The sequence below is a fragment of the Kitasatospora sp. NPDC001225 genome (assembly GCF_053597855.1).
The window spans coordinates 1-26,494 of sequence record NZ_JBSFJC010000014.1 but is presented as its reverse complement, the minus strand read 5'-3'; the positions used below and the strand labels follow the sequence as shown (position 1 = coordinate 26,494).

General features: G+C 72.6%; 27 protein-coding genes. 13 read left to right on the top strand and 14 right to left on the bottom strand.

Annotated features, from left to right (window positions below):
- Positions 1-43: 43 nt before the first annotated feature.
- Together purU and ACWDCZ_RS07190 are read right to left on the bottom strand one after the other, a co-directional pair.
- A complete protein-coding gene (gene purU / locus ACWDCZ_RS07195; RefSeq protein ID WP_449815432.1) occupies positions 44-907 on the bottom strand; it encodes a formyltetrahydrofolate deformylase in 864 nt (287 codons plus the stop codon).
- 141 nt (positions 908-1,048) lie between these two features.
- Positions 1,049-1,483, bottom strand: a complete 435-nt coding sequence (locus tag ACWDCZ_RS07190) for an SCO4402 family protein (RefSeq protein ID WP_234348233.1) — start codon at positions 1,481-1,483, stop codon at positions 1,049-1,051.
- 255 nt (positions 1,484-1,738) lie between these two features.
- Between ACWDCZ_RS07190 and ACWDCZ_RS07185 the strand changes: the two genes are divergently transcribed.
- Positions 1,739-3,040 carry an ABC transporter substrate-binding protein gene (locus tag ACWDCZ_RS07185; RefSeq protein WP_117489146.1) on the top strand — a complete coding sequence of 434 codons (1,302 nt, stop codon included), beginning with the start codon at positions 1,739-1,741 and terminating at the stop codon, positions 3,038-3,040.
- Positions 3,041-3,148: 108 nt separating this feature from the next.
- On the opposite strand, the gene ACWDCZ_RS07180 is transcribed toward ACWDCZ_RS07185, so the two are convergent.
- Positions 3,149-4,381, bottom strand: coding sequence for a hypothetical protein (locus ACWDCZ_RS07180; RefSeq protein ID WP_049649969.1), 1,233 nt, complete (start codon positions 4,379-4,381; stop codon positions 3,149-3,151).
- 245 nt (positions 4,382-4,626) lie between these two features.
- Positions 4,627-6,003 (bottom strand): tetratricopeptide repeat protein, encoded by a 1,377-nt coding sequence (locus ACWDCZ_RS07175; RefSeq protein WP_049649968.1) that lies wholly within the window; start codon positions 6,001-6,003, stop codon positions 4,627-4,629.
- A gap of 306 nt (positions 6,004-6,309) precedes the next feature.
- Between ACWDCZ_RS07175 and ACWDCZ_RS07170 the strand changes: the two genes are divergently transcribed.
- The gene (locus ACWDCZ_RS07170) at positions 6,310-7,020 is read left to right on the top strand and encodes a bifunctional DNA primase/polymerase (RefSeq protein ID WP_053111970.1); all 711 of its coding nucleotides are present in this window, start codon (positions 6,310-6,312) and stop codon (positions 7,018-7,020) included.
- A gap of 466 nt (positions 7,021-7,486) precedes the next feature.
- On the opposite strand, the gene ACWDCZ_RS07165 is transcribed toward ACWDCZ_RS07170, so the two are convergent.
- Entirely contained in the window at positions 7,487-8,179 is a 693-nt protein-coding gene (locus ACWDCZ_RS07165) for a metal-dependent transcriptional regulator (RefSeq protein WP_049649967.1), read from the bottom strand.
- Between the two features lie 220 nt (positions 8,180-8,399).
- Here ACWDCZ_RS07165 and ACWDCZ_RS07160 point away from each other — a divergent pair, with 220 nt between their 5' ends.
- The 3 genes from ACWDCZ_RS07160 (at position 8,400) to ACWDCZ_RS07150 (ending at position 11,276) form a co-directional block, all read left to right on the top strand.
- A complete protein-coding gene (locus ACWDCZ_RS07160) occupies positions 8,400-9,164 on the top strand; it encodes a sugar isomerase domain-containing protein (RefSeq protein WP_049649966.1) in 765 nt (254 codons plus the stop codon).
- 271 nt (positions 9,165-9,435) lie between these two features.
- A complete protein-coding gene (locus ACWDCZ_RS07155) occupies positions 9,436-10,353 on the top strand; it encodes a DUF4231 domain-containing protein (protein WP_049649965.1) in 918 nt (305 codons plus the stop codon).
- Between the two features lie 11 nt (positions 10,354-10,364).
- Positions 10,365-11,276, top strand: a complete 912-nt coding sequence (locus tag ACWDCZ_RS07150) for an alpha/beta fold hydrolase (RefSeq protein WP_049649964.1) — start codon at positions 10,365-10,367, stop codon at positions 11,274-11,276.
- A gap of 7 nt (positions 11,277-11,283) precedes the next feature.
- Here ACWDCZ_RS07150 and ACWDCZ_RS07145 read toward each other — a convergent pair whose 3' ends face one another.
- The 3 genes from ACWDCZ_RS07145 to ACWDCZ_RS07135 are packed head-to-tail and all read right to left on the bottom strand — an operon-like array spanning position 11,284 to position 17,751.
- Positions 11,284-12,252, bottom strand: coding sequence for a 2-hydroxyacid dehydrogenase (locus ACWDCZ_RS07145; protein WP_449815431.1), 969 nt, complete (start codon positions 12,250-12,252; stop codon positions 11,284-11,286).
- Between the two features lie 31 nt (positions 12,253-12,283).
- Positions 12,284-16,291 carry an FxSxx-COOH system tetratricopeptide repeat protein gene (fxsT, locus tag ACWDCZ_RS07140; RefSeq protein ID WP_079272748.1) on the bottom strand — a complete coding sequence of 1,336 codons (4,008 nt, stop codon included), beginning with the start codon at positions 16,289-16,291 and terminating at the stop codon, positions 12,284-12,286.
- Positions 16,288-17,751: a TIR-like protein FxsC gene (locus ACWDCZ_RS07135; protein ID WP_449815430.1), complete on the bottom strand. Its 1,464-nt coding sequence runs from the start codon at positions 17,749-17,751 to the stop codon at positions 16,288-16,290. Before ACWDCZ_RS07135 ends, fxsT begins: the two co-directional genes overlap by 4 nt.
- A gap of 198 nt (positions 17,752-17,949) precedes the next feature.
- On the opposite strand from ACWDCZ_RS07135, the gene ACWDCZ_RS07130 reads away from it, so the two are divergent.
- Positions 17,950-18,144, top strand: a complete 195-nt coding sequence (locus ACWDCZ_RS07130) for a DUF397 domain-containing protein (protein ID WP_074005498.1) — start codon at positions 17,950-17,952, stop codon at positions 18,142-18,144.
- Between the two features lie 77 nt (positions 18,145-18,221).
- Here the strand turns inward: ACWDCZ_RS07130 and ACWDCZ_RS07125 are convergent, their stop codons facing one another.
- A complete protein-coding gene (locus ACWDCZ_RS07125; protein WP_449815429.1) occupies positions 18,222-19,151 on the bottom strand; it encodes a helix-turn-helix transcriptional regulator in 930 nt (309 codons plus the stop codon).
- Between the two features lie 91 nt (positions 19,152-19,242).
- On the opposite strand from ACWDCZ_RS07125, the gene ACWDCZ_RS07120 reads away from it, so the two are divergent.
- Positions 19,243-19,794 carry an NIPSNAP family protein gene (locus tag ACWDCZ_RS07120; RefSeq protein ID WP_449815428.1) on the top strand — a complete coding sequence of 184 codons (552 nt, stop codon included), beginning with the start codon at positions 19,243-19,245 and terminating at the stop codon, positions 19,792-19,794.
- Positions 19,795-19,825: 31 nt separating this feature from the next.
- Here the strand turns inward: ACWDCZ_RS07120 and ACWDCZ_RS07115 are convergent, their stop codons facing one another.
- Both ACWDCZ_RS07115 and ACWDCZ_RS07110 read right to left on the bottom strand, forming a co-directional pair.
- The gene (locus ACWDCZ_RS07115) at positions 19,826-20,353 is read right to left on the bottom strand and encodes a hypothetical protein (protein WP_380782604.1); all 528 of its coding nucleotides are present in this window, start codon (positions 20,351-20,353) and stop codon (positions 19,826-19,828) included.
- 94 nt (positions 20,354-20,447) lie between these two features.
- Positions 20,448-21,953 (bottom strand): MBL fold metallo-hydrolase, encoded by a 1,506-nt coding sequence (locus tag ACWDCZ_RS07110; RefSeq protein WP_449815427.1) that lies wholly within the window; start codon positions 21,951-21,953, stop codon positions 20,448-20,450.
- Between the two features lie 78 nt (positions 21,954-22,031).
- Here ACWDCZ_RS07110 and ACWDCZ_RS07105 point away from each other — a divergent pair, with 78 nt between their 5' ends.
- The gene (locus tag ACWDCZ_RS07105) at positions 22,032-22,625 is read left to right on the top strand and encodes a TetR/AcrR family transcriptional regulator (RefSeq protein ID WP_449815426.1); all 594 of its coding nucleotides are present in this window, start codon (positions 22,032-22,034) and stop codon (positions 22,623-22,625) included.
- 15 nt (positions 22,626-22,640) lie between these two features.
- Here the strand turns inward: ACWDCZ_RS07105 and ACWDCZ_RS07100 are convergent, their stop codons facing one another.
- Positions 22,641-22,883, bottom strand: a complete 243-nt coding sequence (locus ACWDCZ_RS07100; protein ID WP_449815425.1) for a hypothetical protein — start codon at positions 22,881-22,883, stop codon at positions 22,641-22,643.
- Complete coding sequence (locus ACWDCZ_RS07095) at positions 22,880-23,248, bottom strand: ATP-binding protein (RefSeq protein ID WP_074005487.1); 369 nt, start codon at positions 23,246-23,248, stop codon at positions 22,880-22,882. The genes ACWDCZ_RS07100 and ACWDCZ_RS07095 overlap by 4 nt, the downstream gene beginning before the upstream one ends.
- Before the next feature lie 169 nt (positions 23,249-23,417).
- Between ACWDCZ_RS07095 and ACWDCZ_RS07090 the strand changes: the two genes are divergently transcribed.
- From ACWDCZ_RS07090 to ACWDCZ_RS07075, 4 genes are all read left to right on the top strand, one after another.
- Positions 23,418-24,287 (top strand): helix-turn-helix domain-containing protein, encoded by an 870-nt coding sequence (locus tag ACWDCZ_RS07090; protein WP_449815424.1) that lies wholly within the window; start codon positions 23,418-23,420, stop codon positions 24,285-24,287.
- 2 nt (positions 24,288-24,289) lie between these two features.
- Positions 24,290-24,487 carry a DUF397 domain-containing protein gene (locus tag ACWDCZ_RS07085; protein WP_449815423.1) on the top strand — a complete coding sequence of 66 codons (198 nt, stop codon included), beginning with the start codon at positions 24,290-24,292 and terminating at the stop codon, positions 24,485-24,487.
- A gap of 314 nt (positions 24,488-24,801) precedes the next feature.
- Positions 24,802-24,999: a DUF397 domain-containing protein gene (locus tag ACWDCZ_RS07080; RefSeq protein ID WP_449815422.1), complete on the top strand. Its 198-nt coding sequence runs from the start codon at positions 24,802-24,804 to the stop codon at positions 24,997-24,999.
- A 96-nt stretch (positions 25,000-25,095) separates the two neighbouring features.
- Positions 25,096-25,293 (top strand): DUF397 domain-containing protein, encoded by a 198-nt coding sequence (locus ACWDCZ_RS07075; protein WP_449815421.1) that lies wholly within the window; start codon positions 25,096-25,098, stop codon positions 25,291-25,293.
- Positions 25,294-25,341: 48 nt separating this feature from the next.
- On the opposite strand, the gene ACWDCZ_RS07070 is transcribed toward ACWDCZ_RS07075, so the two are convergent.
- Positions 25,342-25,878: a hypothetical protein gene (locus ACWDCZ_RS07070; protein WP_449815420.1), complete on the bottom strand. Its 537-nt coding sequence runs from the start codon at positions 25,876-25,878 to the stop codon at positions 25,342-25,344.
- Between the two features lie 230 nt (positions 25,879-26,108).
- Here ACWDCZ_RS07070 and ACWDCZ_RS07065 point away from each other — a divergent pair.
- Positions 26,109-26,494 (top strand): transposase (locus ACWDCZ_RS07065; protein ID WP_449815419.1); only part of this gene is annotated, 386 nt, incomplete at its 3' end.

The window sequence follows — 26,494 nt, the reverse complement described above, 5'->3', positions numbered from 1 at the left end:
GCGGGCCTCAGGGCCCCGGCGCCGCGCCGCGCCGCCCCGCGCCTCAGGCGAAGACGACCGTCCGGGTCCCGTCCAGCAGCACCCGGTGCTCGCTGTGCCACTTCACCGCGCGGGCCAGCGCCTGGCACTCGACGTCCCGGCCGAGCGCGACCAGCTGGTCGGGGCTGACGTCGTGGGTGACCCGGGCGACCTCCTGCTCGATGATCGGGCCCTCGTCCAGGTCGGCGGTGACGTAGTGGGCGGTGGCGCCGATCAGCTTCACGCCGCGCGCGTGCGCCTGGTGGTACGGCTTGGCGCCCTTGAAGCTCGGCAGGAAGGAGTGGTGGATGTTGATCACGCGGCCGGACAGCGCGGTGCACAGCTGGTCGGAGAGCACCTGCATGTAGCGGGCCAGCACGACCAGTTCGACGTTCTCCTCGGCGACCAGGTCGAGCAGCCGCTGCTCGGCCTGGGCCTTGGTGTCCTTGGTGACCGGGATGTGGTGGAACGGGACCCCGTAGCTCTCGGTCAGGTCCTTCAGGTCGGTGTGGTTGGAGACCACCGCGGCGATCTCCACCGGCAGGGCGCCGATCCGGGTGCGGTAGAGCAGGTCGTTCAGGCAGTGCCCGAACTTGCTGACCATGAGCACGATCCGCATCCGCTGCTCGGTCGGGTGGATCTGCCAGTCCATGCCGAAGGAGGCGCCGATCGCGGCGAAGCTGGCCCGCAGCTTGTCGGCGGTGACCGGCTCGGGGGCGGAGAAGTGCACCCGCATGAAGAAGAGCCCGCTGTCGCCGTCCCCGAACTGCTGGCTGTCGATGATGTTGCAGCCGGTCATGAAGAGGTAGCTGGAGACAGCGTGGACGATGCCCTGCTTGTCGGGGCAGGACAGCGTGAGGACGTACTGGGCGCCGGCCGGCTGCTGCACTGGGGGTATCCCGTTCTAGGTCGTGACGTGCGTGGACGGTCCAGCGTGTCACATCCCGGACATGCGCCGTCCCGCTGCCCGTACTGCGGGACGGCTGCTGCCGCGGGGCGGCTGCTACCGCGGGACGGCGGCGCCCGGCGGTCAGACCCGGGTGAGGATGCGCAGCACGTCCAGCGACTTCGGCGGCGCGTCCGGGTCGTCCCCGTCGCCCACGGCCATCGCGACGTGCGCCTCGCGGGCGGCCCGGACGGTCTCCGGCCAGCCGGGGTGGCCGAGGTAGGCCGAGGCCGGCGCGTCCGCACCGACCTCGTGCAGCATCTGCACGGCCCGCAGCACCGCGACGTCCACCAGCGCGGCCTCGGCGGCGTCGCGGAAGATCGTCCCGACGTACTTCTCGGCCGACCAGTGGTCCAGCCAGGTGTCCTCGACCAGCCGGTAGACGGCGTCGGTCACGTCGCCGTACCCCTCCCGGCCGGTCAGCCAGGCCTCGTGCTGGAAACCGGGGTCGGACAGCATGTGCAGCGCCGAGCGCATTCGGGCTCGCCAGCGCCACCAGGGCAGGTCGTTGAGCGGCATGCCGCCCATCGTGCTGGAGCGGTGGCCCGGACGAGAAGGGTTTCGGGTGGACCGATACGAAGAATCTGTGCTGGCGGACATGGTGAACGATCGTACGTTCCCCGTCTGTTCGTGCTCCACTCGCGATCTACACGCGTACCGCCCCGGATTTCGGCGTCCGTTTGCCGTCCGTTCGCACTTCGGCCCTCTCGGCTTGCGGCGCCGGGGCTTGGCTTGCTCCGGTGCGCCGGAGGGCGCCCCAGAGAGGGAAAACCGATGACCAGCCGAAGGGACTCCTTCCAGGCCCGTCCCCCGATCGTGCGACGCCGCCGCCGACGCCCGATCGCAGCCGCCGCCACCGCCGCGGTCCTGCTCCCCACCCTCTTCTCGGCCTCCGCGTGCGGCGGATCGGCCGATGCTTCCACCAGTGGCAGCGACCTGACCGTGATGACCTGGGCCCCGGCGGGCACCGGCTCCGCCGACCGCCCGGGCATGACGGCGCTCGCCTCCGCCATCGGCCAGGACGTCAACACCAAGGGCGGACTGAACGGCCACCGGCTGCGCGTGATCACCTGCAACGAGCACAACACCGTGGACGGTGCCCGCGCCTGCGCCCAGCAGGCGGTGGACGCCAAGGCGGTCGCCGTGATCGGCTCGTACAGCCAGTGGGGCGAGGCGTTCATGCCGGTGCTGGAGCGCGCCGGCATCCCGCTGATCGGCGGCTACGGGCTCTCCCAGCCGGAGTTCGCCAGCCCGCTGTCCTACCCGGTGGACGGCGGCATGCCGGCGCTGATCGCGGGCAACGGCCGCCAGCTGGTGGACGCCGGCTGCAAGTCCGTCGCCCTGGTCCGCCCGGACACCCCGGCCGGCGACAACCTGCTCGGCTACCTGGGCACCGCGCTGCGGCCGGCCGGGATCCGGCTGACGGACGTCAAGGCGCCCGAGCAGTCCTCCGACTACACCCCGGTGGTCCGCAAGGCGATCGGCAAGGACGAGCCGGGCACCTGCGTCACCAGCGCCCTGGCCGCCGAGCCGACCGGCAACCTGCTGGACTCCTACCGGCGGCTGAACCCGAAGAACACCCGGATCGCCTCGATCATCGGCAGCGTCCAGCAGTCGGTGGTGGACTCCACCGGCGGCGACTCCGGCCCGCTCGGCGGCGCCTACGTCACCAGCTGGTACCCGCCGGAGTCGGCGAAGATCTGGGACGGGCTGCGCGCCGTGGTGCGCACCGACACCACCAACGGGCACCCGATCGACGTCTCCGACCCGGGCGTGCAGACCACCTGGGTCGCGTACGAGGTGTTCCGGACGGCGGTGCAGAAGCTGACGGAGGCCGGCAAGCCGGTCTCCTCGAAGGCCGTCTCCTCGCTGCTGGACGGCGGCGAGGTCATCGACGTCGGGATCACCCCGCCGCTGAACTGGGGCACCACCAACATGCTGCCCAGCAGCGGGTCGCCGCGGCTGGTGAACACCTGGGTCACCTACCAGGTGGTCAGGAACGGCCGGATGACCCTGCAGCAGCCGGGCTTCGTGGACATCCGCTGGACGCTCACCGGAGGCCGTCCGCCGGCCTGACGCGCGCCGCCCGGAGCGGAGCGGGGACGGGCCCTCGGGCCCGTCCCCTCCGGTCGTTCAGGGGCCGCCGCCGCTCAGCGGTCGCCGTCGCTCAGCGGGCGCCGCCGCTCAGAGGTCGCCGTCGTTCCGGTTCGGCAGTCCGCTCTGGGCGGCGATCGTGTTCCAGAGCGTGGCGGCCTGCTTCTTCGCGGTGGTCGCGGTGCCGCTGGCCTGGACGGCGTTCTTGTAGTGCGGGTTGTCCTGCTTCTTCGCGTCGCAGCCGCCCTGGGCGTCCTGCGCCCAGGCCGCGTACTCGTCGTCGGCCTGGGCCGAGGCCGTCCAGGCCGCGTTGAGCTGGTCGACCAGCTGCTGGCCGCCGGGCAGCTTGTCGGTCTTCAGCTGGCCGAGCTTGCTCTGGAGCTCGCGCCGCTTGCCGGCCGCGGCGGTCAGCGCCTGCTGGGACTCGGGCAGCTTGTCGCACTTCTGCACCGAGGCGACCGCGGAGACCACCGAGCTGCGGCTGTCGCTCGCGGTGCCCAGCAGGTCCGACAGCGGCTGCGCCTGGGCCTTGACGTCCGGGTCGACGGCCGCGCCGGAGCCGCTCGCGCTCGCCGTCCCGGGGGCGCCGGTACCGGTGGTGCCGGCGGTGGCGGCCACCGGGCCGGTCTTCTTGGTGTCGTCCGTGGGCTCGCTGCCGCCGTTCATCAGGACGGCGACCAGGATGCCGGCCGCCGCGCAGCCCGCCACCACACCGCCGATGATCAGCTTGTTGGACGGACGCCCGCCCCGCCCCGAGCCACCGGCCTGGGTCGCGTCGAAGCCCTGGCCGTAGTCCTGCCCCTGCTCCGGGGCGTAGCCCTGGTGGTAGTCCTGCGCCGGGTAGGCAGGCTGCGGCTGCGCGGCCGGCGGGTAGGCCTGGTAGCCGGGCGCGGGCTGCGGCTGCGGGTAGCCGGGCTGGGCCTGCGCCGCCGGGTAGCCGGCCGTCTGCGGGTCGCCGCCGGGGTAGGGCGGCAGGTACTGGGTCTCCGGGGCCGGATCGGGCTGCGGCGCACCGTACCCGGGCTGCGCGGCGCCGTAGCCGGGCTGCGGCGCGCCCCACGGGGCGTTCGGCGCGGGCATCGGCTGGCCCGCCATCGACTGGCCGGGCATCGGCTGCGCGGGCATGGCCTGGGTCGGCAGCGCGTGCGCGCCCTCGCCGAGGTACTCCGGCTGCCCGGAGGGCTGTCCCACCGGCGGCACCGCCGAGTGGGCCTGCGGCGGGCCCGGCTGGCCCGGCTGGCCCTGGGGCTGGCCGGGCTCGGGGCGGAACAGGTCGTCCAGGTTGAAGTCACCGGAGTTCGGGTACGAGCGGCGCTGACTCAACGCGATTCCTCACCTGTGCAGGACCGCGCACTGACGGCGGACCACATCTCGTCGGTTCTTGGGAGCATCACAGTTCCATTGGACGTCGCGCCCACGCTACCGGTTCGCCTCACCGGGTGACCACGTGGGCGGGACATCCGTCACGCTCCCTGCACAGACGATCCGCGGCGGCACCGGGCTCAGGGCCTGTCTTCTGGATCCTCGCCGGGTCCGCCAGGATCCAGGAGACAGGCCCTGGGCCGCCGCTAAGCCGCCTCGGCGTCGGCCCGGGCGTGGAACTCCCGGACCACCCGCTGCTCCCGGTAGGGCTCCAGGCGGCGCCGGAACTCGTCCAGGTACTCCACGCCCCGGTTGGAGCGCAGCCCGCTCAGCAGCCGGACCGCCTGGGTGCCCGTCTCGCAGGCGCGTTCCAGGTCCCGCTGCTGGAGCTGGGCGGTGGCCAGCAGGACGAGGTCCACCGCGCGGCGCCGGACCCGGGTCGGCGGGTGCAGGTCGAGCGCCCGCCGGGCGTAGTGCTCGGCCGGGCCGGCCTGCTCCAGGTCCCGGTGGCAGTGGGCGAGCTCGTCCGCGAGGTAGGCGTCGTCGAAGTGGGCGATCCAGTCCGGGTCGTCCTCCGGGCGGCGCTTCTCCATCGCCTCCAGCGCCCTGGCCGACACCGTCTCGCAGGAGCGGGCGTCGCCGAGCAGGGCGTGGCCGCGGGCCTCGGCGGCGTAGAACATCGCCATCGCCGTCGGGGTGGCCACCGAGCGGGCGCCTTCCTGGGCGGCGCGGGCGAGTTGGGCGATCTCGCGCGGGTTGCCGAGGGTGGCGGCCAGGTGGCTCATCGAGGCGGCCAGCACGTAGCCGCCGTAGCCGCGGTCGTCGGCGGCCTGGGCCAGCCGCAGCGCCTGGATGTAGTAGCGCTGGGCGAGCCCGGGCTGTCCGGTGTCCACCGCCATGTAGCCGGCCAGTTCGGTCAACCTGGCCACGGCGGCGAAGAGTTGGCGCCCGGTCTCCTCCCGGTAGGCGCCGCCGAGCAGGCCGGAGACCACCGAGTTGAGGTAGTGCACCACCACCGGGCGCACGTGGCCGCTGCCGAAGCGGTGGTCCAGGTCGACCAGCATCGCGGTGGTCGCCTTGATCGCGGCCACGTCGGTCGGACCGACCCGGGGGCCGCCGGCCCGCGCCACCACCGGGTCCGGCGGGGTGATCAGCCAGTCCCGGCTGGGCTCCACCAGCGCGGACGCGGCGACCGTCGCGCCGGTCAGGAAGTCCCGCCGGCCGACGTCACTGCGCCACAGCTCGCACACCTGCTCCAGGGCGGCGCCGATGGTCGGCGCGAACTGGAGCCCGATGCCGGAGCTCAGGTTCTTGCCGTCCGCCATGCCGATCTCCTCGACCGACACACTGCGGCCGAGCTTGCGGCCAAGGGCCTCGGCGATCACGGCCGGCGCCTGCCCGCGCGGCTGCTGCCCGCGCAGCCAGCGGGCGACGGAGGTCTTGTCGTACCGAAGGTCCAGCCCGTGCTCGGCGCCGCAGAGGTTGACCCTGCGGGCCAGGCCGGCATTGGAACAGCTGGCCTCCTGGATCAGTTGCTGCAGACGCTCGTTGGGCTGTCGTGCGACGAGTGGTCTCGCGGCCATTGGGCTTCGCCTCCCCACACCCTCCGGTCCCGGCCGGCGGGCGACGATTCTGCTGATCTGTTGCCGACTGTCCGACCGTCCAAGGAATCTGACACCAGGTTAGCGATCAGCAACGCCAGCGGGATACCCACGGTGACGAACCGCACCCCCCTTGCGCCCTGGTAAATGCTCCTGTGCGCCCCCGCTGCGCCTGCCCTCGGGCCCTTCAACTCGGTCGACTAACCGGAACGGGTGACATTGCCGCGATGCACCCAACCGGGCGGCTCCGGGCCGTAACCAGCCTCACGCACGGTAGTTGAGCACCCCGTGGAAGACATCCCCGACGCGGACCGGAACGAGAAGGCCGCTCCGCCCCCCTTACTCATCGAAGCCGTCGGCTACGCCGAGACCCGCCACTGGGAGGTCGCCCCGGGCGCCTGGCTGGTCGACGACGGCGACGGCGGCGTCCGCTGCTCCTGCGGCGACCGGCGCTGCACGCTGCCGGGCGCCCACCCGCTGGACCCGGACTGGGCGCGGCAGGCGAGCGCCGGCCCCGGCGCGGTGCGGAGCTGGTGGACCGAGCGGTCGCAGGCGTCGATCCTGCTGCCCACCGGGCGCTCGTTCGACGTCCTGGACGTCCCGGAGACGGCCGGCTGCCTGGCGCTCGCCCGGATGGAGCGGATGGACCTCCAGCTCGGACCGGTGGCGGTCCAGCCCGCCGCGCCCGGGCGGATCGGACGGCGGCTGCACTTCCTGGTGCTGCCCGGGGTCGCGGCCAGACTCCCGGAGATGCTCCGCCGGCTCGGCTGGCCGCCCGGCCGGCTGGACCTGGTCGCCCGCGGCGAGGGGGACTGGACGGTCGCCCCGCCGTCCCGGATCGGCTCCCTCGGGTACGCCCAGTGGGCCCGCTCCCCCACCGCGCTCAACCGCTGGCTGCCGGACGCCGCGGAACTGATCAGCCCGCTCGCGTACGCCTGCGGCCGCGAGGCGCCCTCGGTCCGCACCGCCGGGGCCGCCCAGCCCGCGCCGGTGGGCTGAGCCCGGGCCGCTCCCCCGACCCGCTCCGTCCGACCCGCGCCACCCGGCCTGCTCCGTTCGGCCCCGGGCGTGTCGGACGCCCCCGAGACCAGCCGCCCTCTGCCGATCGGGTGAGGGCGTGCTCCGCGCGACACCACGCGCGCGAGTGACGGGCCTTGTCCCCCACCGGGGACGGGGCCCGTCATACGCATGTCCGGATAAGGCCTCCGTGTACCCGCTGGTCAACCGGCAAAGCCCCTCGTACGAGTGACAGCACTCAAGGATTGCCATGATCGGCCGAGGGGAGGAATTGCGATGTGTGGGGACGCCGGCAGGGGCGCTCGGACGGGGAAGCCGGGCGGCGGCGACGGAGGGGAAGCGGGAGGGAACAGGAGGGGACGGAGGGGATGGGGAGGACGAAGGGGCCCGCTGCACGGGGAGCAGCGGGCCCCTTCGCCGTACCGGAGTACCCCGGCGCCGTACGGGCTCAGGCCTGGGCGACGAAGACGTGCTGGGCGATGTCCTTGCCCAGCTCCGCCGCGTTGTCCCCGGTGCCGACCAGCACGCCGCCGACGCCGGCGCTCACCTTGACCGTGGAGCCCGGCCGGACGCCGGCCCGGCGCAGGGTGCTCATCAGCGCGCTGTCCGTCTGGATCGGCTCGCCGATCCGGCGGACCACGACGTCGGCCCCGGCCTCGCCCGGCTTGACGGTGTCCAGCGGGACGAGCCCGGCGTCGAAGCCCTCGCCCTCGGCCTTGGTGTCGCCCAGCTCATCCAGGCCCGGGATCGGGTTGCCGTACGGGGACTGGGTGGGGTGGCCGAGCATGGCGAGCACCTTGCGCTCGACCGTCTCGCTCATCACGTGCTCCCAGCGGCAGGCCTCCTCGTGCACCTGCTCCCACTCCAGGCCGATCACGTCGACGAGCAGGCACTCGGCGATGCGGTGCTTGCGCATGACGCGCACCGCGAGCCGGCGGCCCTCCTCGGTCAGCTCCAGGTGGCGGTCCCCGGCGACCTGGAGCAGCCCGTCGCGCTCCATCCGGCCGACCGTCTGGCTGACCGTGGGACCGCTCTGTTCCAGGCGCTCGGCGATGCGGGCGCGCATCGGGACGATGCCCTCCTCCTCCAGCTCCAGGATGGTGCGAAGGTACATCTCAGTGGTGTCGATCAGCCCAGACATCGCCGCTGGCTCCGTTCTTCGGTGTCCTCACCGCCAATTCTGACGTACCGGACCGACAACCGGGTCCGCCCCGGGGCTCCGGGGACCCGTTTTGTTCCTGTTGACAACGATGCCGCCGGGGCGCGACCGTGCTCGCCGAAGCTTTCTCCACCGGCGGTCTGGACCACCCGGACCACCCCACCCGGCCGGATCCCCCACCGGCAGAGAGCGAAGGCAGCAGATGAACGACCTGGTCGGCCGGTACTTCGACGCGGCGATCTCCCACCTCCAGCGGGTCCGCGAGGAGGAGGCCGACACCATCGAGGCTGCCGCCGCGCTGCTGGCGGAGGCGATGACCGAAGGTCGCCGGGTGTTCACCTTCGGTGCCGGGCACTCCGCGCTGCCGGCCCAGGACGTGGTCTACCGGGCCGGCGGGCTGGTCCCGGTGAACCTGCTGAACGTGCCCGGGATGGCCGGGGTGACGGTGATGCCCGCGCCGCTGTCCAGCGCGCTGGAGCGGGTCTCCGGGCTGGCCACCGCCACCCTGGACCTGACCCCGGCGACCGCCGGGGACCTGCTGTTCGTGATCTCGCTCTCCGGCCGCCAGGTGATGCCGGTCGAGCTGGCCCGGTACGCCCGGGACCGCGGCCTCAAGGTCGTCGGTGTGACCTCGCTCGCGTACCCGCGGGAGGTGCCCTCGGCGCACCCGACCGGCACCTACCTGAAGGACCACTGCGACGTGGTGCTGGACAGCAAGATCGCGGTCGGCGACGGCGAGCTGACCCACCCCGGCGCCGAGACCACCTTCGGCCCGGTCTCCACCATCGTGACCAGCGCGCTGATGCAGGCCGTGGTCGCCTCGGCGGTCGGCCGGCTGGCCGACCGGGCGGCCGCCGGGGAGTGCCCCGCGCCGCCGCTGTTCCGCTCCGGCAACGTCCCGGGCGGCACCGAGTGGAACGCGAAGCAGATGGCCGAGAACGCCGAGCGGGTCTTCTACACCTACTGAGCCGCACTCCCGCCCGGGTGAACCCGCCGGTCCGCACCGGCAGGTCGCCCGCGCACGCCCGTCGGCCGCCGCACGCCCCCACCGCCTCCCGCACGCTGGGTGCTGGACCGAACACGGGGAGTACCGGACAACCACCGGGTCTTCCCGGCCACATCCGGCCGCCCCGGCCGTCACCAGGCGTACCGGCGAGCCGCCCGGGGCAGGAGAGCGGTGCGACCGGAGCGACTGGTGGGGGCCGAACATGGCGTCTGTTGCGGGACGGACCGGGTGGGTGCGTGAGCGGGACCTGCTGCCCGAGTTCTTCTGGGCCGCCGACGCGGCCTCACTGCGCGGGCAGCGGCGCTCGGTGCTGCTCTCCGCCTGGGAGCTGGTCCTGCTGGTGGTCGCCGCGGCGACCGGCTCCGCCGACGGCGAGCCCTGGGCCTGGCCGGCGGCGGCGGCCTACCTCGGCGCGATCGCGCTGGCCGTGGTGATCAGCCGGCAGAACCCGCAGGGCCTCTGGTACGAGGGCCGGGCGGCCGCCGAGTCGGTGAAGACGCTGGCCTGGAAGTACGCCGTCCGGGCCGACGCCTACCAGCCCCCGCCGCGCCCCCTGCCGGACGCCGAGGGGCTGTACCGCTTCCAGCTCGCCCGGGTGCTCGGCGCGTTCCGGGAGACCCCGGTGGGCGTCCCGGACGCCGGGGTGGAGATCACCCCGGCGATGCGCGACCTGCGCGGGCAGCCGCTGGCGGTGCGCCGCGAGGTGTACCTGGCCGAGCGGATCCGGCTGCAGCACGACTGGTACCGCGCCAAGGCCCGCTACTGCGCCCGCGCCGGGCACTGGGCCGGGGTGCTGGGCGTGCTGCTGCCCGCGCTGGGCCTGGTGCTCGCCGTCCTGCGGGCGCTCGGCGCGTTCGGCTACGACGCGCTGGGCACGGTGTCGGCGGTGGCCGCCTCGGTCGCCGCCTGGGCGCAGCTGCGCCAGTACCGGCCGCTGGCCGCCGCGTACGCCCTGGCCGCCGAGGAGCTGGCGCAGGTCCAGCGCCAACTCGCCCAGCTGGACCTGGAGTCGATGGAGGCCGAGGAGGTCTGGGCCCGCCTGGCCCGGGACGCCGAGGACGCGATCTCCCGCGAGCACACCACCTGGCAGGCGCGCCGGGAGGTGCGCACCACCACCGACCGGGAGCACGCAACCGACCCGGAGCACTGAGGAGGCCGCAGGTGTCGTTACGGACGGTCAAGACGGCGGACGACCGCGCCCTCGCCGTGGAGTCCCTCGGCGACCCGCGCGGCCGTCCGGTCTTCCTGCTGCACGGCATGCCCGGCAGCCGGGTCGGCCCGCACCCGCGCAGCACCGTGCTGTACCGGCTGGGCGTACGGCTCATCTCGTACGACCGGCCCGGCTACGGCGACTCGACCCGGCTGTTCGGCCGCCGGGTGAGCGCGGCGGCCGCGGACGTGCGGACCATCGCGGACGAGTTCGGGCTGGAGAACTTCGCGGTGCTCGGCCGCTCCGGCGGCGGCCCGCACGCGCTGGCCTGCGCGGCGCTGCTGCCGGAGCGGGTCAGCCGGGCGGCGGTGCTGGTCGGCCTGGCCCCGCGCAACGCGACCGGACTGGACTGGTACGCGGGGATGACCCCGTCCAACGTCCGCGCCTACAAGGAGGCCGAGCGCGGGCACGGCCGGATCGCCGACGCGATGGAGTTCCGCTCCCGGCAGATCAAGGACGACCCGGTCCGGCTGCTGAACGGGCTGCGCACCGAACTCTCCGCCGCCGACCGGGAGGTGGTGGCCGACAGCGGGCTGCGGCGGATGCTCCAGAGCAACTACCGGGAGGCGTTCCGGCACGGCGCGGACGGCTGGATCGACGACGTGCTGGCCTTCACCGCCGACTGGGGGTTCGAGGTCGGGTCGGTCCGGGTGCCGACCTGGCTCTGGCACGGCGCGGACGACCAGTTCTCGCCGGTCGACCACTCCCGCTGGCTGGCCGACCACATCCCGGACGCCGAGCTGTTCCTGGAGCCCGGCGCCGCGCACTTCGGGGCGTTCCGGGTGATGACCACCGCGCTGGCCTGGGCGGCCGGCTGGGGTGCCCCGGGGGGGTCGGACCTCCACCGGCGTCCGGGGCGCTGAGCCGCCGTCAGATGCGCTGGACCACCGGCGTCAGCGGCGCCGAACCGCCGAGCACCGCCAGCACGTTGTCCACCGCCAGGCCGCCCATCGCCTGCCGGGTGCGGACGGTGGCGCTGCCCAGGTGCGGGGCGAGCACGGCGCGCTCCTGGGCGAGCAGCGCGGACGGGACGGCCGGCTCGCGCTCGAAGTTGTCCACCGCGGCGGCGAACAGCGCGCCGGACTCCAGCGCGGCGGCCAGCGCCTCCTCGTCCACCACGCCCGCGGTCATGCTGACCACCACCGCGCCGCGCGGCAGCAGGGCGAGCCGGCGGGCGTCCAGCAGGTGCCGGGTGTCGGCGGTGAACGGGCAGGTGACGACCAGCACGGTGGAGGTGGCGAGCAGTTCCTCCAGCGGCTTCCAGTCGGCGCCCCCGGCCTGCTCGGGCGGCAGTTCGCGGCGGTTGTGGTAGCCGACCGGCATGTCGAAGGCGCGGGCCCGGCGGGCCACCGCCTGGCCGATCCGGCCCATGCCGAGCACGCCCAGCGGGGTGCCGGCCAGCTCCATGCCGAGCAGGAAGTTCGGCGCCCAGGTCCAGGGCGCGCCGGAGCGCAGCAGCCGCTCGCCCTCGCCGAGCCGGCGGGTGGCGGCCAGCAGCAGCGCCCAGGCCATGTCGGCGGTGGCGGTGGTGAGCACGCCGGGGGTGTTGGTGACCAGCACCCCGCGGTCGGCGCAGGCGGCCACGTCCACGTTGTGGTAGCCGACGGCGTGGTTGGCGACGACCGCCAGCCCCGGGCCGGCCGCGTCGAGGAACTCGGCGTCCACCCGGTCGTCCAGGGTGGTGATCACGGCCCGCCGGCCGCGGACGGCGTCCAGCAGGGCGGCCCGGTCCATCGCCAGGTCGGAGTCGTGGCAGGTGACGGCGTGGTGCGCGGTGAGCCGTTCGATGACGCCGGGGGCGAGGCGCCGGGTGACCAGGACCGGGGGCGGGGTGCTCATGGTCCGGCAGCGTACCCCGCCCCCTGCCCGGTCAGACCGGCTGCGGCTCCAGGTCCCGGTTGATCCGCTTCCAGCCGCGCGCGGCGACCGTGTTGGGGTGCTCCTCGCCGAACTGCCGGATCAGCTCGGAGATCGCCCGGGCCCGCAGTTCGGCCGCCTGGGTGTGCCGCCCGCCCGACCGCAGGGTGATCGCCAGGTTGGCCTCGCAGGCCACCGCGTCCGGGTGCTGGGCGCTGTAGCGGTCGCAGAGCCCCTGGTACGCGGCCCGGCCGAGCCGTTCGGCGCGGTCCAGCTGCCCGTCGTCGCCGTAGGCGTTGGCCAGGTTGATCATCGCGTTGAGGGTGTACGGGTGCTCGGGCCCGACCGAGCGGGTCAGCCCCTCGAAGGTGATCCGGCCGCGCTCGATGGCGCCCGGGACGTCGCCGCTGCCCCGCAGGTAGATGCCGAGGTTGTTGGCGCAGGCCAGGGTGAACGGGTGCTCGTCGCCGAACAGCCGCCGGTGGCCCTCGAAGACGGTGGAGCAGAGGTCGCGGGCGGCCTCCTTGTCGCCGGAGGCGCTGTGGTCGGCGGCCAGGTTGAGCGCGCAGGCGAGCGCGTCGGGGGCGTCGGCGCCGTAGCGCTCCAGGTAGCGCTCGTAGGTCTCCTTGGTGATCCGGCGGGCCTCGGCGAGCTGGCCGATCCGGCGCAGCGAGACGGCCAGCGACTTGGCGTTGCGCAGGTTCTCCGGCAGGTCCGGGTCGAGCACGTCGCCGAGGTCGGAGGTGACCTCCTGGAGCAGGTCCACCGAGCCGCGGTAGTCGCCGAGTTCGCGCAGGTCGCGGGCCAGGTTGGACTTGGTGGACAGGGTGTAGGGGTGCTTGGGGCCGAGGACGGCGGTGCGCCGGTCGAGGGTCTCCTGGTCGAGCTCGCGGGCCGCCTCGCTGTCGCCGACCAGCCGGTAGTCGATCGCCAGGTTGTTCGCCATGGAGAGCGTGCGCGGGTTGTCGTCGCCGAACAACTCGCGGAACTGGTCGAGGATTTCGCGGTCGAGGTCGAGGGCGGCCTGGAACCGGCCGAGCGCCCTGCGGTCGGCGCCGAGCGAGCCGGCCGTCATCAGGGTGTACGGGTGGTGCTCGCCGAGCAGGGCCCGCTGGCGCTCCAGGGTGTCCTCGTCCAGGGCCAGCGCCTCGCCGTAGTTCCCCTGGGAGCGCAGCACGTTGGCGAGCTGGAAGCGCAGCAGCAGGGTCTGCCGGTCGTCCTCGCCGAGCTTGCCGGTCCACTCCACGTCCAGGGCGTGGCCGAGGTCGCGGGCGCGGTCGAGCTCGCCGCGCTTCCACAGGTAGCGGACCCGGTCGATGAGCAGCTGGCGGGTGTCCGCCTCGTCGCAGTTGTGCGCCTTGGACGGCGACAGGTGCGGCCAGATCTCGTCGAAGGCGGGCCAGTTGGCCGGGTCGTCGGTGTCGCCGAGGACGGGCCGGGCGCCGGTGAGGATGCGGTGCACCTCGTGGACGGCGACCTCCTGCTCGTCGGCGGTCATCCCGGCCCGGATCACCGCCTGGACGAGCCGGTGCACCTGGAAGCTGTTGCTGCCGGCGTCGACCTTGGCCAGCGCGTACCGGCCGATCGCCTGGATCACCTTGCCCAGCATGAACTTGTCGCTGAGGTCGGCGTCGAACCGCACCAGCGCCCGGATCATCTGGTCGCTGTAGAAGAGGTTCATCGAGATCGGCTCGGGCGCGAAGAACGCGCACAGCTGGAGCAGCCGGACGGCCGCCGGGGACTGCTGGCGCAGCCGTCCGATCGACACGTTCCAGGTCGCGGCGACCGGGGTCGGGTAGTCGGCCGGGCGGCCGACGGCCAGCGCGCGGGCGGCCTCGGCGTGCAGCTGGGAGACGTAGGTCTCCACCGGGGTGCCGGTGGTGTCCAGCCAGGCGGCGGCCACCTCGACGGCCAGCGGCAGGTCGCCGACCGCCTCGGCGACCCGGTCGGCGTCCGGGCGGGAGAGGCTGCGGGCGCGCCGGCACAGGTGCTCGACGCTCTCCCCGCGGGTGAAGACGTCGACCTCCAGCGCCTCGGCGTGCCCGGTCCAGGCCTGGTTCCGGGAGGTGACCAGGATGTGGCCGGAGCCGCCGGGGAAGAACCGGCGGATCTCGGCGGGCTCGTCGGCGTTGTCGAAGATCAGCAGCCAGCGCGAGGTGGGCACGCCGCGCCGCAGCGCCTCCCGGGCCGCCTCGGCCGCCTCGGTGACCGAGTCTCCGACCCGCAGGCCGAGCCGGCGGGCGAGTTCGGCGAGCGCCGGGGCGACCAGCTCGATCTGCTCGGCGTCGATCCACCAGACCAGGTCGTAGTCGGACATGAAGCGGTGGGCGTACTCCAGGGCCACCTGGGTCTTGCCGACGCCGCCGAGCCCGTACAGGGTCTGCGGGGTGGGCAGCACGGCCGCCATGCCGCCGCGCAGCTGGTTGCGCAGCTGCTCCAGGACGGCGGCGCGGCCGGTGAAGGAGGGGTTGCGCGGCGGGACGTCCCACACCGAGGGCTTGCTGCCGGGGAAGCGCGGGCCGCCGCTGGGCGCTTCGTCGAGCGGGGAGTCGCCGCGGCCGAGCGCGCGCAGCAGGCTCTGGATCGACTGGGTCTCGTCGCGGCCGACCAGGTCGACCGGGTTGCGGTTGCTGAACGGCGCGGTGAGCCGGACGTCGCCGACCCGGACCGGCAGCAGCTGGCGCCGGGTGCCGGAGGGGTCGGAGCTGACCACCGACTCCCACAGCGCCCGCGCCTGCGGGGAGCGCTGGTAGGCGGGCGAGAGCACGGCGACCGTCCGGTACGCGGAGTCGATGCCGCGCTCGGTCTCCTCGCGCGGGTCGGTGCCGGCGCTGAGGTCGCGCGGCAGCACCCGGAAGCCGGCCCTGGTCAGGACGGACTCGATCCAGTCCGCCCACATCCGGTCCTCGGGGACGTAGGAGAGGTAGAGGTCGGCGGGCACGGACGGGCGGCGGCGGGTGAACGCGTCCACGTAGCGCAGCCGCACCTCCTCGTCCATCGGCGGCAGGCCGGCCGCCCGGCCCTCGGTGATCATGGAGGTGAGCCGCTCGCAGGCGGCCAGCATCGAGGTGGGCGTGCCGGTCTGGTCGCCGAAGGTCGCGAGGATCTCCTCGTAGGCGTAGAACGGCCGGTACGGGATCTCCACCGAGCCCCAGTACTGGGCGAGTTCCTCGCCCTCGAAGCCGGTCGGCAGCCCGTCGAAGCGGACCCGGGCGAGGGCGCGGCCGGCGTCCGCCTTCTCCTTCTCGCCCTCGTCGATGCGCATCGGGACGGGCAGGATGCGGATGCCGCGCTCGCGGTAGCGGTCGTGGATGTGCTGGGCGATCCGGGAGGCGCCGTCGATGGACTGGTCGCTGAGGGTGAAGCAGACCACCAGGTCGTCGGGCATCTGGACGGTGCAGATCTCGGCGATGTCGGACAGGCCGGTGCGGGAGTCGATCAGCACGTAGTCGTAGCGCTTGGCCATGTCGGCCTTGAGGGCGTCGAAGAACTGCCCGCCGTCGAAGCGGTCGTAGAAGATGTCCCAGTCGAGGTGGGTGACGGCCTCGGAGTAGTCGCGGTTGAACTGGCCCGCGGAGAGGAAGTCCAGGCTGCCGCCGGCCGGGAAGTGCGGCCAGATGAGCGAGAGCGCGTGCGGGTGCACCCGGGCGAAGTCCAGGTGCCAGCCCTCGGCGTGCTCGACCGGGCGCAGCGCCTCCTCCCGGTACTCGGCGATCAGGTCCATCATGCCGGTGGTGCCGGCCAGCGAGGCCTGGTCGAGGAACGGGTGGAAGAACTTGGCGAGGCCGGGCGCCTCCAGGTCCCAGTCCACGGTGAGCACCCGGAACCCGTTGGCGGCCAGGATCCAGGCGGTGTTGGCGAGCGCCATGGTGCGGCCGGTGCCGCCCTTGTACGAGTAGAAGGTGATGATCCGGCCGTTGCGGTCCTGCTCCGCCGCCTGCCGCCCGGCCTCCCGCTGGGCGGCCAGGTCGGCGGCGGTGAGCCCGCCGAGGCGCAGGTTCCTCGTGACGTTATCGCTCATCGTGGTCCTCGTCCTCCCAAGGGCGCCATCCCGTCATCGGGTTCATCGCCGTCGTCGCGGTACGGTGCGTGCTCGCGGTGCGGGTCGTTGCCGTTGTTCCGACTCCGGTGCTGGGTGCGGCCGTTGCCGTTGCTTCTGCTGTCGGCGGGTTCGTCCCCCTGCTCGTCCCCGAAGGGGTCCGCCGGGGCTCCGTCCGACCCGTACCCGCCTCCTGGGCGCCGGAACGCGTCCCGCAGGCTCGGCCGCGGTGGCGGCGGTTCCTCCGGTTCGGCCCGGGTGCGGCCCTCGAAGGCGTACTTGGCCTTCATCGCCGCCCGGGGCAGCGCGTCGTCGAAGTCCTCCAGCGTGTGCAGCCCGGTCGGGCCGGTCGCGCCGAGGAAGCTCGGCCGGCTCGCGCGCCGGGTGATGCGCAGCGCATCGTCGCTCAAGTCGCCGAGTTCGTCGGAGCGTTCGGCGCACTCGGGGTCGTCGCCGTTGAACGGCTCCAGGATGCTCACCCAGGTGGCGTCCGAGCGGTCGAAGCGCCGGACCAGTTCGCGCCGGCGCGGGTCGCGCAGCGCCCAGCGGTCGAGCAGCAGCAGGCCGGGCGCCTCGGCGTTGCCGTCGATGATCGACTCGACCTCGTCGTCGAACTCGTGCACGGTCGGCTGGAACCCCAACTGCCGTGCGAGACGGGCCGCGTGCTGGGCGATCGGCGAGCCGACCGGCCGGTACGGGTGCCAGTCGGTGCGCCGTTCGCCGTAGTAGTCCGGGCTCCGGTCGGCGGGCAACTCGTTCTGGTGGTAGGAGAGTACGGAGATCCGCAGCTGCTTGGTCGGGGCGGTGACGTTGAAGGCGCTCGGGAGGGTGTTGAACTCCAGCCGCCGCCCGACCGGGATCACCGTCTCCTCGGCGACCTGGACGATCCGGGCCGCCAGCCGGTGCACGGCCAGCTCGTAGGAGGAGCGGAAGTAGCTGAGCTTCATCAGCGCGTAGAGCCCCTCGGTGGCGTACTCGGGTCCGAAGCTCGTGTGGTTGAACTGGAGTTCACTGGCCACGTTCGGCAGCCGGTAGCGGCTCATCGGCGCCCACAGCACCGGCACGATGCCGCTGGTGCGCTCGGAGTCGAGGTTCGCCGGGTAGACCGGCCGACGGGTGAAGGCGTGCCACTCCTGGCCGCACGGGACGCTGTTGAAGTACCTCGGGGAGTACAGGGGTACGAAGACCCGGCACGTCGCCAACTCGTCGGACAGCCGTTCGGCCCACAACTCGCCCTGGTGCATGGACTCGTCCATGAAGCCGACCGCGACCCCGTCCGGGACGGTGGTGAGCTGCAGCACCGCCTCGCAGAGGTCCCGGTACAACTGCCTGACCCAGTGGTTCGGGTCGCTCGCGCCCCGCGCACCGGCCTTGGGGGTGTGCGCGTAGGAGAGGAAGAAGTACGGCCGGGCGTCGTCCTCGTCCCAGCCCCGGTCAGTCACACGCGCCTCCCCCGGGCCCGTCGGCAAACCTGCCTCCCGCAGCCCCCGTGCGGCGGGGCTTCAGTGTAGGAACGACTGACACCCCAATGGAATAGCACAACGTCTCGCACGAATTGACATGACCGAAACGATGCCGCCACCCGTGCACAGGGAGCAGTACCCTCGTTCCGGCCGCCACGCACCACCAGGAGGGCATCCGTGGACCACCTCGACTGGCAGAGGTCCAGCACCAGCAGCGACAAGGATGACTGGATCGAGATCGCCTCCGCGGGCGACCACGTCTACATCCGGCAGTCCAACGACCCCACCCTCGTCGTCACCACCACCCGCATCAAGTTCAACGCCTGGGTCCGCGGCGCCAAGGCCGGCGAGTTCGACCACTTCGTCGCCTGACCCCGCCGGGCCCCGCCTGCCGACCCCGCCCGACCGGCCCCCCGCCGGTCGGGCGTTCCGCTGTCCGGGCCCGGGGGTCACCCCCCGTAGCGGGCGGCCAGGGTCCGGACCGTTGCGGCGATGCGGGCGCGGAGTTCGGCCGGTTCCAGGACCTCGACGTCGGCGCCCAGCCGCAGGAACTCCCCGTGCGCGTGGTCCAGCGACTCGATCGGCACCCGGGCCTCCGTCCAGCCCCCGTCCGCGGCGGCGACCCCGAGGCGCCGGGCGCCCTCCGGGGTGAGCCGGAGCAGCGCCTCCCCGGTGTGCAGCCGGGCCCGGAAGTCGGCGAGGTAGTCCGCCCAGTACGCGCCCAGGCCGAAGCCGTCCGGCACCGCGAACCCCTCGTCCAGCTCGCGCAGTTCGACGACCTGGTCGACCCGGTACGTGCGCATCCCGGTCGGCCCGGCGGCGACCAGGTACCAGCGCCCCGCCTTGAGCACCAGCCCGTACGGCTCCACCCGCCGCTCGATCTCCTCCGGCGCCCGCCAGCGCCGGTACCGCAGCACCACCGCCCGCCGCTCCCACACCGCGGCGGCGACGGCGGCCAGGTGCGGGGTCTCGTCCGCGGCGCCGTACCAGCCGGGCGCGTCGAGCAGGAAGCGCTCCTGGATCCGCCCGGCGTGCTCGCGCAGTTCGGCCGGCAGGGCCGCCCGCAGCTTGAGCTGGGCGGCGGCGAGCGCCTCGCCGAGGCCCAACTGGGCTGCGGCGCCCGGGAGTGCGGCGAGGAAGGCGGCCTGGGCCTCGTCGGCGGTCAGCCCGGTGAGGCGGGTCCGGTAGCCGTCGACCAGCCGGTACCCGCCGGCGTGCCCGGCGTCGCCGTACAGCGGGACACCGGCGGCGGCGAGCGCCTGGACGTCCCGGTAGACCGTGCGGACGGAGACCTCCAGCTCCGCCGCCAGCTGCTCGGCGGTCAGCCGGCCCCGGTTCTGGAGCAGCAGGAGCAGGGCGACCAGCCGACTCGCGCGCATGCCGCCCAGTATCCACTGACAGGGGATGTCAGGGGAGCGCTCCTACGCTGCGGCCCATGAACGACTTCACCCGCACCGGGGCGGCCGCCGCATGAGCCCCGTCGTCGAACTCCGCCGGTACACCCTGCACCCCGGCGCCCGGGAGACCCTGATCGAGCTGTTCGAGCGCGAGTTCGTGACCGGCCAGCAGGCGGTCGGCATCACCGTCGGCGGCCGCTTCCGCGACCTGGACGACCCGGACCGCTTCGTCTGGCTGCGCGCCTTCCCCGACATGGCCGGCCGGCGGCGCGCCCTGGAGGCCTTCTACGGCGGCCCGGTCTGGCGGGAGCACCGCGACGCGGCCAACGCCACCATGGTCGACAGCGACGACGTCCTGCTGCTGCGCGGCCCCGGCTTCACCCCGCCCGCGGGCGCCCGCGAGGTCCTCGCCACCGTCTGCCACCCGGCCGACGCCGCCGGCTTCGACGCCTTCGCCACCGAACACCTGCTCCCGGCCCACGCGTTGCACCGCACCGAGCACGCCGAGAACGACTTTCCCCGGCTGCCCGTCCGCACCGGCGAGGACGTCCGCGTCTGGTTCGGCCCCGCCGAGCCGGCCCCCTGGCCGTCCCGGCGACTTCGGCTGGAACCCGTCACGCCGTAGCCGCCGGACGCACCCCGCCGCACCCGCTCCGTCAGGGGCCGACGAGCCCCGCCAGCTCGTCGGCCGACTCCGGTGCCAGGCGGTAGAACCCCTGGAGGCCGACCGCCCGTTCGAGGCGGCCGTCCACCACGTGCTTCAGGTTCCGCGTCCGGTTGCGGCGGTTGCGCCAGGTGAGCCGCTCCAGCAGCTCGCCCGGCACCGGCCGGTCGAAGCGCACCGGCGTCGCGTCCACGTGCACCGCCGAGGCGCCGCAGCCGCCGGCGCCGAGCATCGACCAGGCCTCGTGCCCGGGGAACGCCGGGTCGTCCCAGCTCGCGGCGGCGGCGCCGCAGCAGTCGCCCCGCTCCCGGTCGACCACCCGCATCCGGCTCACCACGAACACCTCACACCGGTTGACGTGCAGCGCGTACACCTCGTCCCCGGCCCGGGCCCCCGACCAGGCGGGCAGCGAGGTGTGCACCCCGCTGAAGGCGACCGGGGGCCGGGCACCCACGTGGCCCGCCTTGCGCAGGGCGCGGCAGGTCGGCTGGGTCCACAGGACGGTGAAGGCGTCGGGCATGCGGCGATCGTAGGAGCGGGCACGGACAACGGCGGGTGCGCGTTCCCTGCGCGCGCCGGGCACGTGCCCTACGCGCCCGCTCCTGCTGCCGCCCCTACGCGCCGGCCCCGGAGAGCCAGCCGTCGACGGGGACCCGGCAGGAGTTGAGGATTCCGGCCACCATCCGGTACGTCCCGACCAGCGCCAGCAGCTCCAGCAGCCGCGGCGCGGAGTGGCTGTCCGCCAGCGCCTCCCAGGTGGCCGGGGAGAGCGCGTGCCCGTCGTGCAGCTCGTCGACGGCCCGCAGCAGGACGCGGTCGGTCTCGGCCCAGTCGGGGTGGTCCGGCCCCTCCGGGACGCGGGCGATCTCGGGCCCGCTCAGCCCGGCGAGGCCGCCGAGCCGGACGTGGTGCTGCCACTCGTACGTCGAACCGGTGCGGTGTGCGGTGCGCAGAACGGCCAACTCCCGTTCGCGGGGCGGGATCGTGCCCTGGTTGAGCAGGGCGAGCAGCGGCGCCAGGCTGGTCAGCAGGTCGGGGTGGTGCCCGATGGTGGCCAGCACGTTGGGCACCGGGAAGCCCTCCAGCGGCCCGGCTCCCTCAGCCGGGAACAGCTGCCGGACGACGCCCGGCAGGCCCGCGGCCAGCGCGGTGACCTCGGCGGCGACCTCGGCCCCGGCCCGCGGGGCCAGCAGCGGGGCGGGCTCGTACGCGTCCAGGAGGCCCAGGAGTTCCATCTCGCCCGGGGTTCCGTCGCCGTTGAGTTCGCGGTGGACGGCGCCGATGTTGAGGACCAGCCGCTCGGGGTCGGCCAGGTCGGCGAGGCCGATCAGGTCCATCTCCCGTGCGGCGCGCAGCACCGGCACGCCCGCCCGGTGGGTGCGCTCGGCATGGTCGCGGACCCGCTCCAGGTAGTCGCGGAAGGAGCGGACCTCGGGCTTGCCGACGACCGGCCCGTGCCCGGGCACGATCGTATCGACGTCCAGGCCGAGGATGCGGTCGCAGACGGCGATCCAGTTGCCGATCGGGCCGCTGTGGATCACCGGGTGGCCGCCGATGAACAGCAGGTCCCCGGCGAACAGCACACCGGTGTCGGGCAGTTGGACCAGGATGTCGCCCTGGGTGTGGGCGGGGCCGACCTCGATCAGCCGGACGGTGCGCCGCCCGACAGCCACGTCCAGCTCGCCGGTGAAGGTCCGGTTCGGCGGGGTCGGGGTGATGCCGCCGAAGTCGAAGGTCTCCCGCATCCGCTGGACGACCTTCGGCAGCCGGAGGTCACCCGGCGCGGCGACCACCGCGTGCAGGTGGTCGGCGCGCATCTCGGCCGCGGCAGCCTCGGAGGCGATGGTCACGACGTCCGGGAGGAGCTGGTTGCCCCACCAGTGGTCGCCGTCGCTGTGGCTGTTGACCAGCGTGCCGATGGTGACGTGCGGCAGGGCGCGCGCGACGGCGTCGAGCAGCTCGCGGGTCTGCGGGACGGTGAACAGGGTGTCGACGAGCAGCGCCTCGTCGCCGGAGGCGATCAGCCCGGCGTTGCTCAGGCCCCAGGAGCCGTTGGGCTGCAGGTAGGCGTAGGCGTCCGGGGCGATCTCGTGCAGGCCGAGGGTGTACGGGACGGCCATCGTCAGGCCTCCTCACTGATTGGACTGGAGTACTAACATGTACTCCAGTCCATCAATGGATTCAAGTACGCTCCCCTTGTGACCTCTCCTCCCAACCGACACGACCAGCGCCGCACCGCGACCCGGGAACGGCTCCTGACGGCAGCCCTGGAGCTGTTCGCCACCCAGGGGTACGCGGCCACCACCTACGACCACATCGCCGAACGCGCGGACGTGGGACGCCAGACGGCCTTCAACCACTTCCGCCGCAAGGAGGACTTCGTCACCGCCTGGGTCCAACAGCGGCACGAGGTGCTGAACCGGCAGGACGAGGCGAGCGCATCCACCGGCGACTCCGTCATCGATGCGCTCGCCGACGCACTGCGCACCCTCGCGGAGCTCAACGAGCGGGAGTATGCGCTGGCCAAGGACCTGCACGACAGCGGAGTCCTCCACGCCGCCTTCGCCCTCGGCGCCACGACGCCGCAGGCGTTCGTCACCGCCACCACCCGGGGAGCCGAACGGGGCGAGATCCGGCCGGACTTCGACCCGGCAGCCGTCGCCGACCTGGTGTTCGACACCTACATCACGACCCTCGGCCGCTGGCTCGCCGCCGGCGCGGACCGCCCGCTCGCCGACGCCCTGCTGGCCAGGCTCGACATCCTCGCCACCGGCTTCACGGGCGGCTACTGACCGCACGGGCGCGGGCTACCGGTACTGCCTGAACTCGCGGACGAGCGCGAGCAGGTTGATCAGAGTGCTGGCCGGAACATTGCCGAGCGAGACCAGGACCTGCCCGTTCAGGACGGTCTCCCCGGGCTGGGCGGACGGCCAGAGCAGGCCGAACTCGCGCCCCTCGGTGCGGAGTTCCACGATCAGGCCGGCGATCTGCCGACTGGTGAGGTACCGAATCGCGGGATCGGCCGGCCGGATGGGATAGAGGGCGTTCACGCGACCAGGTCCAGCTCGAACCAGACCCGCTTCCCGAGCTTCTGCGGCTCGACACCCCACCGGTGCATGAGCCCCTCGATCAGCTGCAACCCCCGCCCCGACTCGGCGAGCAGACCGAATTTCTGATGCTTCGGCAGCTCCGAACTGCGGTCGGCGACGGTGACGCGGAGGGTGCTGCCGGAGTAGACGACCGTGACGACCGGCGAGGCGGTCAGCCCGTGCCGCCACGCGTTCACGACCAGCTCCATGAGCGCGAGTTCGGCGTCCCCGATGACCGGGTCGGGGTACCCGGCGCGCTCCATCGCGTCGCGCAACACCTCGCGGGACACGGTGAGGGAGGGGGAGTTGAGGTTGGGGTCACACATGGGGATGCTCCCAGCGGTGCAGAGGAATGCCGTACAGACAGGCACTACTGACGACCCATCTGGTCGGCTGCGTTATTGAACTGTAGGGGAATCTCCCTCAACTCTGCAACACACTCAGTGCATGTGCCTACACTTTGCGTAGGCACAGGTCACGCGAAGGGGCACCCCCATGGGATTCAGGACCGGGATCAGCGAACGGCAGCGCCGCTTTGGCGAGGAGCTTCGACGCGTTCGAGACGCCGCAGGCCTCTCAGCCCTGGAGATCGGCGAGGCCCTTGGGGTGAAGGGCCCGAACGTCAGCCACACCGAAGCTGGCAGGCTCGGCCTCAATCTTGAGCGATTGAATGCCTGGCTCGACATCTGCAACGTCACGGACCCCGACTACCGAGCCGGCCTCGTCGCCATGAGCGAGAGCTCTGGCAAGGGCTGGTGGACCGAGTTCAAGCACGACGTGATCCCTCCGGCCCTGGATCTGGCCGAAGTAGAAGCGAGCGCCATGGCCGTGGACACCTACGAAACGCTTCTGATCCCGGGTCTCTTGCAAACCAAGGCGTACAGCGAGGTCATCCACGCATACACCGAGAGGAAGGTCGAGTTCCGTCGACAGCGCCAGCAGCTCCTGACGGGCGAGAGTGCCATTCCACTCCGGGCGGTGATCCACGAAGCGGCCCTGCACATGATGTACGGAGGCCCGACCGTCATGCGCGACCAGTTGACCCACCTGATCGAGATGAGTCAGCAGCCAAACGTGACGATCCAGATCCTCCCGTTCGACTGCACGAGCTATGCGCCGACCGACACCCCGTTCATGCTGGCCCGGGGATCACACGCAAGGCTCCACACAGTTCTGCTCGAACATCCGCATGGCTCGACCTTCGTGGGAGATCCTGAGTCGGTGGCAGCGTTTGACCAGAAGTTCGACCGGGTCAGGGGTCTGGCTCTCCCACCCCTGTCCATTTCCGCACCGGCACCATCCGCCACCTATCGTGACTCGATGGGCTTGATCCAGCACATCCGTTACAAGGTCCAAGGAAGGTGACCATGAGCCAGCTCACCTGGCAGAAGTCAAGCTTCAGCGGCGACCAGGCCAACTGCGTCGAAGTCGCATCCGTCAACGGCCGCATCTACATCCGCGAGTCCGACGACCCCACCACCATCGTCACCACCACCCCCACCAGGCTCGCAGCCTGGCTCCACAGCACCAAGGCCGGCGAGTTCGACCACCTCATCGAAGCCTGACCCTCCTCCCCCGTGCCCCGGCAATGGGCCGGGGCACGGGACCTGGTCAGCAATAGCTCGTCCCCAACCAGCGGCGCCTCACAGTCCAAGAGCCCCATCGGGGAACGGGCCGTCACCCGTGGCCGCTCGCCGTTCCTCCCCACTGCTCTCTGCGTAGGAAGTCGACCTGGCCGACTTCCTACGCAGAGAGCAACCTATCGGCCCGTGCCCCAGGCATCCTGGGACACGGGCCGTCGTGGTAGCAGCGTGCGCACGGCGGAGGCTATACAGGACTTGCTCCAGCCCATCCGTCACACAGCGTCGGAAAGGCAGACATGGAACAGCTCAACTGGCAGAAGTCGAGCTTCAGCGGCGACAGGGCAGACTGCGTCGAAATCGCTTCCGCTGGCGACTTCGTCTACATCCGTGAGTCCGACGACCCCACCACCATCGTCACCACCACCCGCCCCAAGCTCACCACCTGGCTCCACAGCACCAAGGCCGGCAAGTTCGACCACCTCATCGAAGCCTGACCCTCCTCCCCCGTGCCCCGGCAATGGGCCGGGGCACGTCACCAGGCAGCCCAGCCCCAGCCAGAGCATCCGTCATGCAGCTCAGGGAAGGTAAGCATGGAACAGCTCAACTGGCAGAAGTCGAGCTTCAGTAGCGACCAGGCCAACTGCGTCGAAATCGCTTCCGCCGGTGAGCTGGTCTACCTCCGCGAGTCGGACAACCCCACAACCATCGTCACCACCACCCGCCCCAAGCTCCACGCCTGGATCCACGGCGCCAAGGCCGGCGAGTTCGACTACCTCATCGAAGCCTGACCCTCCTCCCCCGCGCCCCGACAGTGGGCCGGGGCGCGGGGACCCCGTTCAACCCACTCGCCCCGCCAGTCCCAACACGCGGTACCAGTGGCTCGTCTCCACGCCTTCCGCATCAAGCCCGGCCAGGTCCCGGAAGCGCTCCCCCGCGATCCACTCGAAGAAGAACTCCTCAACGCTGCCCGCCACAGGCTCGACCCTGCACCCCGTGAACCAGACGTAGCCCTCGTCCGGCACCCGCCACACGCTGCCGTCGTGATCCACCAGCAGCGGGTTCAACGCGGCCTCCCCGAAGTAGAAGAACCGCGACGCATCCTCCAGCACCCCACCACCGGGCAGCTCCGCTCCCTCCAACCCCTCCGCCCACTGCCGGTCGGCCAACTCGTCGGCCCGGTAGAGCCGGCACGAGTGGTCCAGGTAGAGCCCGTCAGAGGCCGCCACCAGCTCCCTGACCCCCTCGGGCGTCCCCACCGGAACCGAGCTGCCGTTTCCACCCTGCGGCACCTCACAGTCCAGGAGCCCCAACTCCTCCCGGTGCGCCTCCAACGTGGACCGCAGAAGCCCCATCACCTCGAAGACGCCAGCCATCTCCCCACCCACCCTCGAACAACAACCCCCTAAAGTCTCGCGCAGGAAGTCGACCGGGCGACTCTGCTGGCGAAGTCGGTTGGGTTGGGCGTGGGACGGTAAGTGTCTGCTGGTCGGGGTGGGTTGGCTGTCTGTGGGGGTGGGTCGTGTTGCGTCCTGGTGGTGTGTCGGGGATTCCGGCGGAGACGGTGGCGCTGGCTCGCCGGGTCCATCCGCGGGGGACGGACGAGATGCGGGTTCGGGACGCGCTGGGTCCGTTGTTCAGCGACGTGGACTTCACCACGGGTGAGTTCGAGGAGATGTACGCGGACCTGGGACGGCCCGGGATCTCGCCGGCCCTGCTGGCGATGGTCACGGTCCTGCAGTTCCTGCACAACCTCTCCGACCGGGACGCCGCGGTGGCGGTGGCCGACCGGATCTCCTGGAAGTACGCGCTGGGACTGGAGCTGGAGTACACCGGTTTCGATGCCAGCGTGCTGTGCGAGTTCCGGGCCCGCCTGGCAGCCGGGAACCGGGCGGATGCCCTGCTCTCGCTGATGCTGGAACGTCTGAAGGCCGCCGGCCTGGTGCGGGCCGGCGGCCGTCAGCGCACCGACTCCACCCACGTGCTGGCCTG

What these genes read in the sequence shown, in the direction of transcription:
- fxsT (WP_079272748.1), bottom strand. Translation starts at nt 16,291, where the DNA reads ATGAGCGATAACGTCACGAGGAACCTGCGCCTCGGCGGGCTCACCGCC.
- ACWDCZ_RS07075 (WP_449815421.1), top strand. Translation starts at nt 25,096, where the DNA reads ATGGAACAGCTCAACTGGCAGAAGTCGAGCTTCAGTAGCGACCAGGCC.
- ACWDCZ_RS07165 (WP_049649967.1), bottom strand. Translation starts at nt 8,179, where the DNA reads ATGTCTGGGCTGATCGACACCACTGAGATGTACCTTCGCACCATCCTG.
- ACWDCZ_RS07145 (WP_449815431.1), bottom strand. Translation starts at nt 12,252, where the DNA reads ATGAGCACCCCGCCCCCGGTCCTGGTCACCCGGCGCCTCGCCCCCGGC.
- ACWDCZ_RS07095 (WP_074005487.1), bottom strand. Translation starts at nt 23,248, where the DNA reads ATGTGTGACCCCAACCTCAACTCCCCCTCCCTCACCGTGTCCCGCGAG.
- ACWDCZ_RS07110 (WP_449815427.1), bottom strand. Translation starts at nt 21,953, where the DNA reads ATGGCCGTCCCGTACACCCTCGGCCTGCACGAGATCGCCCCGGACGCC.
- ACWDCZ_RS07070 (WP_449815420.1), bottom strand. Translation starts at nt 25,878, where the DNA reads ATGGCTGGCGTCTTCGAGGTGATGGGGCTTCTGCGGTCCACGTTGGAG.
- ACWDCZ_RS07080 (WP_449815422.1), top strand. Translation starts at nt 24,802, where the DNA reads ATGGAACAGCTCAACTGGCAGAAGTCGAGCTTCAGCGGCGACAGGGCA.
- ACWDCZ_RS07190 (WP_234348233.1), bottom strand. Translation starts at nt 1,483, where the DNA reads ATGCCGCTCAACGACCTGCCCTGGTGGCGCTGGCGAGCCCGAATGCGC.
- ACWDCZ_RS07115 (WP_380782604.1), bottom strand. Translation starts at nt 20,353, where the DNA reads ATGCCCGACGCCTTCACCGTCCTGTGGACCCAGCCGACCTGCCGCGCC.
- ACWDCZ_RS07090 (WP_449815424.1), top strand. Translation starts at nt 23,418, where the DNA reads ATGGGATTCAGGACCGGGATCAGCGAACGGCAGCGCCGCTTTGGCGAG.
- ACWDCZ_RS07125 (WP_449815429.1), bottom strand. Translation starts at nt 19,151, where the DNA reads ATGCGCGCGAGTCGGCTGGTCGCCCTGCTCCTGCTGCTCCAGAACCGG.
- ACWDCZ_RS07120 (WP_449815428.1), top strand. Translation starts at nt 19,243, where the DNA reads ATGAGCCCCGTCGTCGAACTCCGCCGGTACACCCTGCACCCCGGCGCC.
- ACWDCZ_RS07175 (WP_049649968.1), bottom strand. Translation starts at nt 6,003, where the DNA reads ATGGCCGCGAGACCACTCGTCGCACGACAGCCCAACGAGCGTCTGCAG.
- ACWDCZ_RS07185 (WP_117489146.1), top strand. Translation starts at nt 1,739, where the DNA reads ATGACCAGCCGAAGGGACTCCTTCCAGGCCCGTCCCCCGATCGTGCGA.
- ACWDCZ_RS07085 (WP_449815423.1), top strand. Translation starts at nt 24,290, where the DNA reads ATGAGCCAGCTCACCTGGCAGAAGTCAAGCTTCAGCGGCGACCAGGCC.
- ACWDCZ_RS07160 (WP_049649966.1), top strand. Translation starts at nt 8,400, where the DNA reads ATGAACGACCTGGTCGGCCGGTACTTCGACGCGGCGATCTCCCACCTC.